Here is a 13,811-nt window from a genome sequence, read left to right on the forward strand (position 1 = left end):
ATGACCACCGAGACCACCACCGCCGCCGACCTGACGACCTACGAGAACCTGCTGTCCGCCATCTCCGCACCCGAGGGGCAGGGGGTCCCGATGAAGGACCCGGCCACCGGGGCCGTCGTCGGGCGCGCCCCGCAGCATGCCGAGGCGGACCTGGACGCCGCCGTGGAGATCGCCCGCCAGGCCCAGCCGGAGTGGGCGGCGAGGTCCCACGCCGAGCGCTCGGAGTACCTGAACCGCGCCGCCGACGCCGTGGAGGCCTGCGCGGAGGCACTGGCCGAGCTGCTCTCCCGTGAGCAGGGCAAGCCGCTCAACGGCCCCAACGCCCGGTTCGAGGTCGGGGCCTGCGCCGGGTGGCTGCGCGCCAACGCCGGGTTCGAGATCGAGCCCGAGGTGCTGGTGGAGGACGAGTCCGGCACGGCGGTGCTGGAGTACGTACCGGTGGGCGTGGTCGGGGCGATCGGGCCGTGGAACTGGCCGATGATGATCTCGATCTGGCAGATCGCCCCGTCGCTGCGGATGGGCAACACCGTGGTGCTCAAGCCCAGCGAGTACACCCCGCTGTCCGTGCTGGGCCTGGCCGCGGTGCTGAACCAGGTGCTGCCCGAGGGCGTGCTGCAGGTGGTGCCCGGCGGCGGTGAGCTCGGGGCGGCGCTGACCGCGCACCAGGACATCGACAAGCTGATGTTCACCGGATCGACCTCCACCGGCCAGGCGATCATGCGCTCGGCGGCGGACACCCTGAAGCGGCTGACCCTGGAGCTCGGCGGCAACGACGCCGGGATCGTGCTGCCCGACGCCGACCCCGAGGCGATCGCCGAGGGCCTGTTCTGGGGGGCGTTCATCAACACCGGCCAGACCTGCGCGGCGCTCAAGCGCCTGTACGTGCACGAGTCGCAGTACGAGGCGGTGTGCGAGGCGCTGGTGGACGTGGCCCAGAAGATGCCGATGGGCGTGGGCATGGACGAGCAGAACGTGCTCGGCCCGCTGCAGAACAAGGCCCAGTTCGACATCGTCACCTCGCTGGTCGACCAGGCCCGGGCGTCCGGGGCGCGGATCCTGACCGGCGGGGACCCGGAGGCGGACCAGGCCGGGTACTTCTACCCCACGACGCTGGTGGCGGACATCGACAACGACAACCCCCTGGTGGCCCAGGAGCAGTTCGGCCCGGCGCTGCCGATCGTGAAGTACTCGGACCTGGACGAGGTCATCGACTGGGCCAACGCCCTGGAGGTCGGGCTGGGCTCCTCGGTCTGGGGCACCGACCTGGAGGCGGCCCGTGCGGTGGCCGCCCGGCTGCAGGCCGGCACCACGTGGATCAACAAGCACGGCGCGATCGACCCGCGGGTGCCCTTCGGCGGGGTGAAGAGGTCCGGGTACGGCCTGGAGTTCGGCCTCGAGGGCCTGAAGTCCGTGGCCCTTCCCAAGGTCACCAGCTGGTGAGCTGAGTCCCGCCGGCTGGGCAACCCGGCCGGGCGACACCAGGAGTGGGATTCGTCGGTGAACAGGAGTGCTTTGTGCCGACGATTCCCACTCCTGATGCGTGTCCGCAGGCCGCGACCGCCCTACCGCTTGCGGTACAGCGCCTTGCGCTGGAACCTCGGTTCCGAGGTGACGAGCGCGCCGAGGGAGCGGAAGATGTCCTCGTCCACGGTGCCCAGGATCGTGGTGGTGTGCACGTTGCAGCTGGCGAGGTTGCGCAGCTCGGCCACCGCGCGCCGGGCGTTGTCGTCATCGGCCGCGGAGACGGACAGCGCGATCAGCACCTCGTCCGTGTGCAGGCGCGGGTTGCGCGAGCCCAGGTGCTGGGTCTTGAGCGTCTGGATCGGCTCGATCGCCTGGGGGGAGAGCAGGTGCACCGCGTCGTCGATCCCGGCCAGGTGCTTCAGCGCGTTGAGCAGCATGGCCGCCGAGCAGCCCAGCAGGTCGGAGGTCTTGCCGGTGATGATGGTGCCGTCGGCCAGCTCGATCGCCGAGGCGGGCTCGCCGGTGCGTTCCTCCACGGCCAGGGCGGGCCCGACGACGGCCCGGTCCTCGGTCTTGCACCCCGCCTTGGACATCACCATGGCCACGCGCTGGGAGACGGTGTCGTCCAGGTCGTTGATCCGCTCGTCCACGAGGGCCTTGTAGTAGCGGCGGATGACCTCCTGGCGGGAGGCCTCGCGGCACACGGCATCGTCCACGATGCACTCCCCGGCCAGGTTCACGCCCATGTCCGTGGGGGAGGCATAGGGGGAGGCCCCGGTGAGCTCCTCCAGCAGGGTCTTCATCAGCGGGAAGACCTCGACGTCCCGGTTGTAGCTGGTGACCTGCTCGCCGTAGGCGGCCAGGTGGTAGGGGTCGATCAGGTTGACGTCGTCCAGGTCGGCCGTGGCGGCCTCGTACGCCAGGTTCACGGGGTGTTCCAGCGGCAGGTTCCAGATGGGGAAGGTCTCGAACTTGGCGTAGCCCGAGGAGATGCCCCGGGCGTGGTCGTGGTACACCTGCGACAGGCACGTGGCGAGCTTGCCGGAGCCCGGGCCCGGCGCGGTGACCACGATCAGGTCCCGCGAGGTCTCGGAGTACTCGTTGGCACCGAAGCCCTGCTCGGAGACGATCCGGCGGGTGTCCTGCGGATACCCGGGGATGATGCCGTGCCGGGCGACCTTCAGGCCGAGGCGCTCGAGCCGTTCCCGGAACGCGTGGGCGATGTGGTTCGACTCCTCCAACTGGGTCATCACCACGTGCTCCACCAGGAATCCGCGCTCGCGGAACACGTCGATCAGCCGCAGCACGTCGTCCTCGTAGGGGATGCCGAGGTCGGCCCGGACCTTCTGCCGCTGCAGGTCTTTGGCGTTGATGCAGATGAGGATCTCGACCTCGTCCCGCAGCCGCTCCAGCATCGCGATCTTGTTGTCCGGGGTGAAACCGGGCAGCACGCGGGAGGCGTGCAGGTCGTCGAAGAGCTTGCCGCCCATCTCCAGGTAGAGCTTGCCGCCGATCTGCTGGCGTCGCTCGTGGATGTGGTGGGACTGCAGTTCGATGTACTTCTCGCGGTCGAAGCCCACGGGGCGGGCCGGGCCGGTGCCGGGTACCGCGGGCCGGGACGGGGCGGCGTCGTTCCCGGCCCTGGCAGCCGGATCGGAGGGGTGCGGGGCGGGGCTGGAGGACGAGGCGGTCACGCGGACACGCTAGCACCGGGCGGGTGCGCGTGGAGGGGCGGCGGGCTCAGCCGGCCCTGGGCCGGTCGATCGCGAGCACCTCGCCCAGGGTGCCCCACTCGTTGCGCCCCAACCGGGTCAGCGGGTCCAGCCTGCCGGCCAGCGGCAGGCTGCGGCCCCGGGCATCCGTGCTGAGCGTGTCCGTGTCCACCGAGACGTGGACGACGTTGCCCAGCACCAGGAAGTTCCCGCCCACGGGGATCACCCTGTCCAGGGTGCACTCCATGACCGCCGGGGAACCGGCCACCCGCGGCGGGTCCACCACCACGGAGTCCTCCCGCCCGATGCCCGCCGCCTCGAACTCGCTGACCTCGGGGCCGTAGGGAGCCGAGGTCTGGTTCGCCTGCTCGAACTGGGCCCGGGAGACCAGGGAGATCGTGAACTGGCCGGTGGCCTCGATGTTGTTCAGCGAGTCTTTGCGCGTGGTCGAGGAGAACAGCACGATGGGCGGCTGCTCCGAGGCCATCGTGAAGAACGAGTGCGGGGCCAGGTTGGGGATGCCGTCGGCGGACAGCGACCCGACCCAGGCGATCGGCCGCGGGATGAGGATCGACTTCACCAGCAGGGTCGTCTCCCGGTCACCCAGGGCCGCGGGGTCGAACTCGGTGCGCCGCGGGGCGGGGACGGGGCTCGAGTCGCCGCTCGGTTCAGTGCCCGGGGCGTTGTTCGGTCCGGCGTTCGGTCCGGGGTTCGGCTCGGTGCTCATGGGCCCAGTCTGCCGCACTCCCGGGGGGCCACGGGACCCGGCGGGGAGGGGCTGTGGACGGCTGGTGGCGGTCGGCCGGTGCACCGGCCCGCACTCCACAGCGGGCCGGTGTGCCGGGCCCGTCCCCACGCCCCGGTTCCGCCCACCGCCGACGCCGCCCGGTTCCCTAGCGTCGGAGACGTCACCATCCCGTTCGTCCAGGAGGACAGGCATGAAGACCGGTCACGGTGCCCCGCCGCCGCTCATCGAGATCGTCCAGACGCCGGTGCCGGTGCTGCCCGGCGGCGCGGTCACGCTGCCGGTGCCCGTGCCGAACCAGGAGGCGCTCTGCCACCATGCGGTGCGGGCGGCCGGGTCCATCGTCCCGGACGAGTCCCTGATCTGGTTGCTGGAGACGGCGGTGGCCCAGTTGCACCAGGTGGTGGAGGAGCTGGGCCGGGTCGGGGCCGGCACCCGTCAGGTCGCCGACCGGGTCCAGGCGCTGGAGGCCATCGACTGGGAGTCCCCGGCCGGCGCCGCCTTCGCCGCGCGCAGCCGACGGCTGCGTGTCCGCGCCGAGCACCTCGCCGCCACCGCCGAGGAACAGGTCGTCCTGGGGCGCACGGCGATCGATGACCTGCACCAGCGGATCGGCAGGCTCCGGTCCGAGCTCGCCGCGGCACGCGCCGTGCTCGCCACCGCCACGGCGCTGGGGGTGTGCTGATGGAGCGGCACTCCTCCGGAGTGGGCCGGCCCGGGCTCCTGGAGGGCGTGCGGGACGGGGCCGTGGAGGAGCGCACGGGCCAAGTCCCCGCGCGAACCCCTGCAGGACCCTCGTTCTCCGTCCGGGGCGGCCCCACGAGCATCCACGCGAACCTGGACGAACTGGAGCGGGGCAGCATGCTGCTGGCCGCGGTGGCTGCAGAATCCACGGCACTGGCCATCCGGGCCGCCGGGTGGGGATCGCTGCTGACGGTCGCCGCCCAGCAGAGCCCCCTGGCCGGTGCCCTGGGGGCACGCACGGCCGAACTGTCGTCCGGGCTGCTGGCCGTCGGCGCGGAGGCGGAGGTGCTGGAACACGCGGTCGGATTCTCGGTGCGGTCCTACCGGGAGGCGGAGGAGCGGGCGCTGCGGACGCTCCAGGGTGTCGTGGGCGTGCCGGCCCTGCTCGCGGCCGTGGTCCTGGTCTCCCACGGCAGGCCGGTCCCGGTCCCCGTGACGGAACTGGCGCTGCACGGGCTCACGGAGCTCAGCATGGCCGTGCTCGGGGTGATGAGCCCCGGGGCGGCCGTGGGACTCCGGATCGTCTCGGACGTCACCGGTTCGGTGGCGCGCGACGACGGCGGGGCGGGGCCCCTCACCGCGCCCGAGCGCCTCTATCCGCTGATCACGAGCGCGGGGATCATCACCGGGCTGGTACAGATCGGCCCAGTGACGGTCCGCTCCCTGGGCCCGGAGACGGCCGAGTACAGGATGGACGGGTCCCTTGGCGGTCTCATGGAGCAACTGGACGGGACCCGGGAGGGCGTGGCCGGGCCCGGTGCCATCCGGGTCACCCGCGTCTCCCCGGATGCCGAGGACGCTCCTGACCGGGTCTGGGTGGTCGCCCTCCCCGGAACCCAGGCAGCGCACCACCCGGAGGACGACGGCTGGTCGACCAACCCCTTCGACGTCAGCGGGAACGGCGAGGCCGTCGCCCTGGATTCCCAGCACGTGGCCGCGGCGGTCCACGAGGCGCTGGAGGCCGCGGGCGCGGACCCGGGAGACCCGGTGGTGCTGGCCGGTTACAGCCAGGGCGGGATCCACGCCGCACGGACTGCCGCCGATCCCCGGATCGCCGCAGACTTCGACGTGCAGGGGGTGTTCACCGTCGGCTCGCCGACGGGGGAGATCGCGCTGGACCCGCACGTGGAGGCCCTGCACCTGGAACACCTCGAGGACCCGGTGCCCGCCGTCGACGGTCGCGGCAACCCGCAGGGGGTCAACCGCACCACGGTGACCTTCGCCGGTGACGTGGAGGGGGCCGAACCGGAGGGCGTCACCCTGGTCAGGGCCCACGGCTTCGAGAACTACCGCGCCCACGTCACTCGCCTCGAGGGGCATCCGGACGGCCTGCTGACCGGCCAGGACGGGATTGCTCACCAGGGCGGGACTGCCGAGACGGATGGAAGCCCACCGGTCACCGGGGCAGCCCGACTGGCCCCCGCGCAGGAGCACCTGGCCAGGCTCACGACCGGCACGGCCGTCTCGCGGACGGTGACCCTGGAGCGGACGAGACCCGGCCAGCCCCGCAACCCGCTGGGAGCCGGGCTGGGCCATCAGTTCCGTGCCACGGATCCAGCCCGCGGCGCCGTGGGACGGAACGGTTAGGGCCTCAGTCCCGGCTGCCCGGCGTGAGCATCCCCAGGACGCCGTTGGCCAGCATCGAGACCACCGAGATGATGATCGCGGCGAAGACCGCGGTCCACCAGAAGGAGTCCACGGTGACCTGCATCGGCATGTAGGAGGTGAGCCAGACCGTCAGCATCAGCATGCCGGCGTTGATGATGATCGTGAACAGCCCCAGCGTCAGGCAGGTGATCGGGATCGACAGGAACGAGATGACCGGCTTGACCACCGCGTTCACGGCCCCGAAGACCAGGCCGATCACCAGGTAGGCGATCACCAGGTTCAGGGTGGGGTCACCGGTGTCGGCGAGGGTCCCACCGGGGATGACCTCCATGCCGGGCAGGAGCCAGGTGGCCACCCACAGGGCCAGCGCGTTGACGATGACGCGGAGCAAGAACCTCATGCCCACATCGTCCCATGCCACCCCATGGCCCGGATATGCGCCCGCGTCCTGGGGGCCGATCGGGCCGTGATGCCCTCACCCGAGGGCAATCTGTCCGGGCGCAACGGAACGATCAGGCGATCTGTCGGGACTTCGGGATCATCCGAGGTCCATTCGTCCGCGCCGGGACTAGTCTGGTGATCCATGAACGAACCGCATCCGATCCGCCCGCGTCCGGTCCTGGGCAGGCTCCCCGCCTACGCCGCCGGGAAGCCTCCCGCACCGGTGGAGGGGCTGGTCTCCTACAAGCTCGCCTCCAACGAGAACCCCTACGGGCCCGTTCCCGCGGTGCGCCGGGCCGTCGAGCGGTTCGACGCGATCGCCCGCTATCCGGACCCGCTGTCCACCGCGTTGCGGGAGCGGTTGTCCGGCCACCTCGGCGTGGCCGCCCAGGACATCGTCACGGGCGCCGGTTCCCTCGGCGCGCTGACCCAGATCATCACCACCTTCGCGGGGACCGGTGAGGACGGCACCCCGGACGAGGTGATCTTCGCCTGGCGCTCCTTCGAGGCCTACCCGATCGTGGTCCGCTCCTCCGGGGCGCGGGACGTCCAGGTGCCGCTGACCGCGGACTTCCGCCACGACCTCGAGGCCATGGCCGCGGCCATCACCGAGCACACCCGCGTGGTCCTGCTGTGCACGCCCAACAACCCGACCGGCCCGGTGCTGACCACCCGTGAGGTCGAGGACTTCCTGGCGAAGGTGCCCAGGCACGTGCTCGTGGTCATCGACGAGGCGTACCAGGAGTTCGTCCGCGAGCCGGACGCCGTCGATGGCCTCGACGTGTTCTCCCGGCACTCGAACGTGGCCGTGCTGCGGACCTTCTCCAAGGCCCACGGCCTGGCGAACCTGCGCGTGGGCTACTCCGTGACCCACCCCCACGTCACCCAGTACCTGCGGGTGCTGGCCACCCCGTTCGCGGTCTCGTCGCTGGCCGAGCAGGCCGCGATCGCCTCGCTGGACCACCTCGAGGACGTCATGGAACGCGTGGACATCGTGGTCGCCGAGCGGCAGAGGATGGTGGCCGGGCTGGTCGAGGCCGGCTGGAGCGTGCCGGAGACCCAGGCCAACTTCGTCTGGCTGGACCTGGGGGACCGGACCCCCGGGTTCGTGGAGGCGGCCGCCCGCCAGGCGCTGTCCGTGCGGGGCTTCGGCACCGAGGGCGTGCGTGTCTCCGTCGGCGAGCGGGAGGCCAACGCACGGTTCCTGCAGCTGTGCCGGGAGTTCGGGGCGCCCACGAACGGGCAGTAGCGGACCTTCGCAGAACGCGCGCATATGTCGGTCCGGGTCTAGGCTGGACCGGGACCGACGCCGGGTGCGTCGGCATGGAAGGAGTTCTCCGTGCACCATACGCCGACGTCACCGGCTCCGGCGACCGAGCTGCCGGAAGGAGCCGTCCGCCTGCTGGACGCTGACGGGACCCTGCACGAGGACGCCCGGTTCACGCCCTACCTGGCGGACCTGACCGGGGACACGCTGCAGCGCATGTACCGGTTGATGGCCACCGAGCGCCGCGTGGACCAGGAGGGCACCTCCCTGCAGCGCCAGGGGCAGCTGGCCCTGTGGGTCCCCGCCGTCGGCCAGGAGGGTGCCCAGGCCGGGGCGCTGACCGCACTGCGCGAGGACGACTGGATCTTCCCCACCTACCGCGAGCACCTCTTCGCCCTGGGCCGCGGCGTCACCCCGGGCCAGCTCCTCGCCCTCTTCCGCGGCGTCGCCCACGCCGGCTGGGCCGCCGAGGACCACCGGATGCAGCCCTACACGCTCGTGCTGGCGGCCCAGGCCCTGCACGCCACCGGCTACGCCTGGGGCATCTCCCGGGACCAGGCCGGCTGGGACGCCGAGCGCCGCCGGGCCGAGGGGCAGGTCGTGCTCGCCTGCTACGGGGACGGCGCCTCCTCCGAGGGCGACATCCACGAGTCCATGGTCTTCGCCGCCAGCTACGACCTGCCGGTGGTGTTCTTCTGCCAGAACAACCAGTGGGCCATCTCAGTGCCCGCCGCCACCCAGACCCGGGTGCCGCTGGCCAAGCGCGCCGCCGGCTACGGCTTCGAGGGCGTCACGGTGGACGGCAACGACCCGCTCGCCATGCACGCCGTGACCGCCTGGGCCGCCGAGCAGGCCCGCACCGGGGCCGGTCCCGTGCTCATCGAGGCGCACACCTTCCGCGGCGGCGCCCACACCACCGCGGACGACCCCACGAAGTACCGCACCCGGGCCGAGGAAGAGGCCTGGGCCGCCGTCGACCCGCTGGCCCGGCTCGAGGCGCACCTGCGCGCCACCGGCGCCGCGGGGCCCGACCCGGACCGCTTCTTCGCCGACGTGGCCGCGGAGGGCGAGGAGCTGGCGCGGCGCACCCGCGAGGCCGTGCTGGCGATGACCGGGGACGCCGTCGCCCCCCTGGACACCGTCTTCGAGACCGTCTACGCCGAGGCCCACCCGCTCGTGGCGGAGGAGCTGGCCTGGCACCGGCAGTGGCAGGCCGGCTTCGCGGACACCGAGGCGGAAGGAGACCGCTCATGACCACGGACACCACGACGCCGGCCGGGGCGGTTCCCGGTACGGCCACCGGACCCGCGCCGGTCACCGGGGCCGGGACCGCCCTCGAGACCCTGACCATCGCCAAGGCCATCAACCGGGCCCTGGCCGATGAACTGGCCGCGGACGAGAAGGTCCTGCTGATGGGCGAGGACATCGGCTCGCTCGGCGGGGTCTACCGCGTCACCGAGGGGCTGAAGGCCCGCTTCGGCGCGGACCGGGTGGTGGACTCCCCGCTGGCCGAGTCCGGCATCATCGGCACCTCGATCGGCCTGGCCCTGCGCGGCTACCGACCGGTGGCGGAGATCCAGTTCGACGGCTTCGTCTTCCCGGGCTTCAACCAGATCACCACCCAGCTGGCCAAGATGCACGCCCGCACCCGCGGCGCCGCCACGGTCCCGGTGACGATCCGCATCCCCTACGGCGGCGGCATCGGCTCGATCGAGCACCACTCCGAGTCGCCCGAGGCGCTGTTCGCGCACACCGCGGGGCTTCGGGTCATCACCCCGTCCAACGCCCACGACGCCTACTGGATGACCCGCCAGGGGATCCGCTCCCAGGACCCGGTCATCATCTTCGAGCCCAAGCGCCGGTACTGGCTCAAGGGCGAGGTCGACGTCTCCGCGGACGGCCACCGCGGGGTGTCCGCCTTCCAGGCGCAGGTGGTCCGCGAGGGCACCGACGCCACGATCGCCGCCTGGGGGCCGCTGGTGCCCGTGGCGCTGGCCGCCGCGAACGCGGCCGCCGAGGACGGCCGGTCGATCGAGGTCATCGACCTGCGCTCCCTCTCGCCCGTGGACTTCGACGCCCTGCAGGCCTCGGTGGAGAAGACCGGCCGGATGGTCGTCACGCACGAGGCCCCGACCTTCGGCGGCCTCGGCGGGGAGATCGCCGCCCGGCTGATGGAACGGTCCTTCCTGCACCTCGAGGCCCCGATCCTGCGCGTGGGCGGGTTCCACCTGCCCTATCCGCCCTCACGCGTCGAGGAGCAGTACCTGCCGGACCTGGACCGGATCCTCGACGCCGTGGACCGCACCTTCGCCTACTGACCCCGCGCACCGAGCCTGCCCGCCGCACCCGACCACCGGGCCGCGCGCAGCACCGCGCACCGCCCCGCCTGCCGAACCGAGAGACTGCCGGAGACCACCATGGAGACCTTCAACCTGCCGGACGTCGGCGAGGGACTGACCGAGGCCGAGATCACCGAGTGGAAGGTGGCGGTCGGGGACACCGTGGCGGTCAACGACGTCCTCTGCGAGATCGAGACGGCCAAGTCGCTGGTGGAGCTGCCCAGCCCCTACGCCGGCACGGTGGCCGAGCTGATGGTCCCCGTGGGGGAGACCGTCGCCGTCGGCACCCCGATCATCGGCATCACCACCGGCGGCGAGGCGCCCCCGTCCGGCGGGGACGGCTCCGCCGTGGTGGAGCAGGAGATCCCGGACGCCCGGATGCCCGCGCCCGGTGACGGGGCGGATACCCAGGAGGAGGACGAGGACGGTCCGGCGCCCCGCCCGGGGGTCGGCGAGGAGGCCCCGGTCCCGGCCGACGGCGGCGTCCCGCGTTCCGCGGTCGGCGCCGGCCCGGCCGGGGGATCGGGGGCCGCGCTGACCGGTTCCGGCCCCAAGGCCGACTCCACGCGGCGCCGCCCCCGGACGGGCGCGACGCCGGCCCCGTCCGGCCAGACCGCCACGCCGGCCGCGGCAGGCCAGGCCACCGCGCCGACCACCCCGGCCGCCCTCGGGCACCCGCTGCGCCCGGCGCCGTCCCCCCTGCCGGCGTCCTCGGCCGCACCCTCCCCGCAGCCCGCCCCGGCCCCGCGGCCCGCCGCCCAGGCGGGTCGGGGCCTGAAGCTGCCGGCCGCCGTCGGGAACTGGGTGGCCGCCGGCCGGGAGCGCCAGGCCGAGGCCGCCGGGCTGTTCGAGCGGGTGCTGGCCAAGCCGCCGGTGCGCCGGATCGCCAAGGAGCTCGGCGTGGACCTCACCCAGGTGCGCGCGACCGGCCAGTTCGGGGAGGTGACCCGCACCGACGTGGAGAACTACCTGGCCGAACGCGAGACGAACATCGAGACCTCGGGTTCGTTCTGGATGCCGGACTCCGGGGACAACGAGCGCCGCACCGAGCGGATCCGGGTCAAGGGCGTCCGCAAGGCCACCGCGGCCGCCGTGACCGAGTCCTACCGGGACGCCCCGCACGTGTCCATCTACGTGGACGTGGACGCCAGCCGGACCATGGAGTTCGTCAAGCGGCTCAAGGCCAGCCGTGAGTTCGAGGGCATCAAGGTCACGCCGCTGCTGATCCTGGCCAAGGCCGTCATCTGGGCCGCGGCGCGCAACCCGCACGTCAACGCGTCCTGGACGGACGAGGAGATCCTCGTCAAGCACTACATGAACCTCGGCATCGCCGCCGCCACCCCGCGCGGGCTGCTGGTGCCGAACATCAAGAACGCCAACGAGCTGTCCCTGCGGGAACTGGCGATGGCGCTCACGGAGCTGGCCAAGCGTGCCCGCGACGGCAAGACGCAGCCGGCCGAGATGGCCGACGGGACCATCTCGATCACCAACATCGGAGCCCTGGGCATCGACACCGGCACCCCGATCATCAACCGCGGCGAGGTCGCCATCGTGGCCTTCGGGACCATCCGGCAGAAACCGTGGGTGGTGTCCGGCGAGGTCATCCCGCGCTGGATCACCACCCTGGGCGGTTCCTTCGACCACCGCGTGGTGGACGGGGACCTCTCCGCCCGCTTCATGGCGGACGTCGCCGCCATCATGGAGGAGCCGGCGCTGCTGCTGGAGTGAGCCCCTACTCCCCGGCCTCGAAGGAGTGCGCGAGCACCCAGGACGGGAAGGACGTGATCTTCGCGTCGATCACCAGCGGCCGGTCCCGCGGTCCCTCGGCCCAGGCCCGCACCGGATCCAGGTCCGACTCCTGCCGCACCGTCAGGGCCTGGCAGCCGTAGCCGGCGGCGATCGCGGCGATGTCCGTCTCGGGGAAGACCACGGTGTCCAGTTCGTCGGTCTCGTGGGCGAAGTGGTGGACCTCGGCGCCGTAGGCGTTGTCGTTGTAGACCACCACCACCAGCGGCAGGCCCAGGCGCACGGCCGTGTCCAGCTCCACGAGGGACATCATGAACCCCCCGTCGCCGACGCCGGCGATCGCCACCCGGCCCGGCAGGGCGACGGCGGCTCCGACGGCACTGGACAGGGCCAGGCCGATGGACTGGAACGCCAGCGGCACGCAGTACCCGTCGTTGTCCGGGACCCGCAAGTGCATGGCGGGATAGGCGTTGAAGTTGCCGCCGTCCGGGACGACCACCCGTTCCATCGGCAGCATCCGGTCCAGGGCGTTGGTCAGCGCGCGCGGGTCGATCCGGCCGCTGCCGGGCTCACCCGGGACCACGGGCTCGGAGGTGTCCTCGAAGGGCTGGTCCGACCAGTTCAGCGACTCGGCCACCGTCCGGGCCACCTCGGGCGTGCGGTACCCGACCGCGCCACCCGGTCCCGCCCCGGCCGCGTCACCGCCCGCTCCGGCGCCGTCCGCGCCCCTGCGGAGTGCCTGCAGGGCCGCCGTCGTGGCCTCGGCCGTCAGCGCGGCGTCACCGAGGACGGCGACGTCCACCGGGTGGTGGAACCCGAAGGCCTCGACGCGGTCGTCGACCTGGACGACCGTGGCCTGTCTCAGCAGCTCCCCGCCCCGGGTGGTCCAGCGGTTCAGCGCCGCGCCGAACGCGACCAGGACGTCGGCGCCGGCGATCAGCTCGGCCGCCCCCTCCGTGGCGAACCCGCCCATCACGTCCAGGTGCCACTCGTCCTCGTGGAACAGGCCCCGGCCCACCGCGCTGGTGGTCAGCAGGGCACCGGTTGCCTCGGCGAGCCGGCGGATGGGCCCGACGGCGGCGCGCGCGCCGCGGCCGCCGACGATGACCGGGCGCCGGGCCCCGGCCAGCAGCCCGGCGAGCTGCTCGACGGCCTCCGGGGCCGGTGCCGCACGCAGCGGTCCCGAGGCGGGGACCGCCTGCCCCACGCGCGCGACGTCCCTCTCCGGGATCTCGGCGTTCTGCAGGTCCAGGGGCAGGGAGAGCACGACCGTCCGGCGCTGGTCGACCGCCGTCGTCACCGCCCGGACGACGTCCCGGACGGCGGAGTCCGCTGAGTGCACGCGCTCCGGGACGGCACCCATGCCCTCGGCGACCTTGTCCTGGTCGATCCAGAAATTGCTCTGCCGCTGGTCCCCGGGGATGTCACCGGTGACGACGAGCAGCGGGGTGTGGGCCTTGGCCGCCTCGCCGATGCCGGTCAGGGCGTTGGAGAAGCCGCAGCCCTGGTGGACGGTCAGCACCGCCAGTTCGCCGGTGGCGCGGGAGTAGGCGTCGGCCATGCACGCCGCCCCCATCTCGTGCCGGGAGGCGGTGAACCGCACGCCGGCCCGGACCATCGCGTTGGTCACGCGGAAGTTGCCGCTGCCCACCACGCCGAACATCCTGCGGGCCCCCATCCGGCCGATGACCGTCCCCACTGCCTCGTCTACTCGCATTGCCACTGTCCTTCCTGCAGGTGTCACC

Annotated in this window: 11 protein-coding genes; 7 read left to right on the forward strand and 4 right to left on the reverse strand. The window is 72.7% G+C overall.

Annotated features, from left to right (window positions below):
- Positions 1 to 30 precede the first annotated feature (30 nt).
- A complete protein-coding gene (locus Q0283_RS08175) occupies positions 31 to 1,440 on the forward strand; it encodes an aldehyde dehydrogenase family protein (protein WP_183529485.1) in 1,410 nt (469 codons plus the stop codon).
- A 122-nt stretch (positions 1,441 to 1,562) separates the two neighbouring features.
- Here Q0283_RS08175 and Q0283_RS08180 read toward each other — a convergent pair whose 3' ends face one another.
- Positions 1,563 to 3,044 carry a DUF1846 domain-containing protein gene (locus tag Q0283_RS08180; protein ID WP_298044197.1) on the reverse strand — a complete coding sequence of 494 codons (1,482 nt, stop codon included), beginning with the start codon at positions 3,042 to 3,044 and terminating at the stop codon, positions 1,563 to 1,565.
- A 160-nt stretch (positions 3,045 to 3,204) separates the two neighbouring features.
- Entirely contained in the window at positions 3,205 to 3,903 is a 699-nt protein-coding gene (locus Q0283_RS08185; protein ID WP_298044162.1) for a flavin reductase family protein, read from the reverse strand.
- A gap of 211 nt (positions 3,904 to 4,114) precedes the next feature.
- Between Q0283_RS08185 and Q0283_RS08190 the strand changes: the two genes are divergently transcribed.
- Positions 4,115 to 4,606, forward strand: coding sequence for a hypothetical protein (locus tag Q0283_RS08190; RefSeq protein ID WP_298044163.1), 492 nt, complete (start codon positions 4,115 to 4,117; stop codon positions 4,604 to 4,606).
- Positions 4,606 to 6,252, forward strand: coding sequence for a hypothetical protein (locus tag Q0283_RS08195; RefSeq protein WP_298044164.1), 1,647 nt, complete (start codon positions 4,606 to 4,608; stop codon positions 6,250 to 6,252). Before Q0283_RS08190 ends, Q0283_RS08195 begins: the two co-directional genes overlap by 1 nt.
- Before the next feature lie 4 nt (positions 6,253 to 6,256).
- Here the strand turns inward: Q0283_RS08195 and Q0283_RS08200 are convergent, their stop codons facing one another.
- Positions 6,257 to 6,679: a phage holin family protein gene (locus Q0283_RS08200; RefSeq protein ID WP_183529102.1), complete on the reverse strand. Its 423-nt coding sequence runs from the start codon at positions 6,677 to 6,679 to the stop codon at positions 6,257 to 6,259.
- A 177-nt stretch (positions 6,680 to 6,856) separates the two neighbouring features.
- Between Q0283_RS08200 and Q0283_RS08205 the strand changes: the two genes are divergently transcribed.
- From Q0283_RS08205 to Q0283_RS08220, 4 genes are all read left to right on the forward strand, one after another.
- Entirely contained in the window at positions 6,857 to 7,963 is a 1,107-nt protein-coding gene (locus tag Q0283_RS08205) for a histidinol-phosphate transaminase (protein WP_183529100.1), read from the forward strand.
- Positions 7,964 to 8,053: 90 nt separating this feature from the next.
- Positions 8,054 to 9,235 (forward strand): thiamine pyrophosphate-dependent enzyme, encoded by a 1,182-nt coding sequence (locus Q0283_RS08210; protein WP_183529098.1) that lies wholly within the window; start codon positions 8,054 to 8,056, stop codon positions 9,233 to 9,235.
- Positions 9,232 to 10,299, forward strand: a complete 1,068-nt coding sequence (locus tag Q0283_RS08215) for an alpha-ketoacid dehydrogenase subunit beta (RefSeq protein WP_255459703.1) — start codon at positions 9,232 to 9,234, stop codon at positions 10,297 to 10,299. The genes Q0283_RS08210 and Q0283_RS08215 overlap by 4 nt, the downstream gene beginning before the upstream one ends.
- A 99-nt stretch (positions 10,300 to 10,398) precedes the next feature.
- Positions 10,399 to 12,048: a dihydrolipoamide acetyltransferase family protein gene (locus Q0283_RS08220; protein ID WP_298044166.1), complete on the forward strand. Its 1,650-nt coding sequence runs from the start codon at positions 10,399 to 10,401 to the stop codon at positions 12,046 to 12,048.
- Between the two features lie 4 nt (positions 12,049 to 12,052).
- Here the strand turns inward: Q0283_RS08220 and Q0283_RS08225 are convergent, their stop codons facing one another.
- Positions 12,053 to 13,783, reverse strand: a complete 1,731-nt coding sequence (locus Q0283_RS08225; RefSeq protein ID WP_183529093.1) for a thiamine pyrophosphate-binding protein — start codon at positions 13,781 to 13,783, stop codon at positions 12,053 to 12,055.
- Between the last annotated feature and the right edge of the window lie 28 nt (positions 13,784 to 13,811).

The sequence above is a fragment of the uncultured Citricoccus sp. genome (assembly GCF_937871995.1).
In the GTDB taxonomy this organism is placed as follows: Bacteria; Actinomycetota; Actinomycetes; order Actinomycetales; family Micrococcaceae; genus Citricoccus.

Coding starts and splice junctions, on each gene's coding strand:
- Q0283_RS08215 (WP_255459703.1), top strand. CDS start 9,232: ATGACCACGGACACCACGACGCCGGCCGGGGCGGTTCCCGGTACGGCC.
- Q0283_RS08220 (WP_298044166.1), top strand. CDS start 10,399: ATGGAGACCTTCAACCTGCCGGACGTCGGCGAGGGACTGACCGAGGCC.
- Q0283_RS08190 (WP_298044163.1), top strand. CDS start 4,115: ATGAAGACCGGTCACGGTGCCCCGCCGCCGCTCATCGAGATCGTCCAG.
- Q0283_RS08185 (WP_298044162.1), bottom strand. CDS start 3,903: ATGAGCACCGAGCCGAACCCCGGACCGAACGCCGGACCGAACAACGCC.
- Q0283_RS08195 (WP_298044164.1), top strand. CDS start 4,606: ATGGAGCGGCACTCCTCCGGAGTGGGCCGGCCCGGGCTCCTGGAGGGC.
- Q0283_RS08205 (WP_183529100.1), top strand. CDS start 6,857: ATGAACGAACCGCATCCGATCCGCCCGCGTCCGGTCCTGGGCAGGCTC.
- Q0283_RS08225 (WP_183529093.1), bottom strand. CDS start 13,783: ATGCGAGTAGACGAGGCAGTGGGGACGGTCATCGGCCGGATGGGGGCC.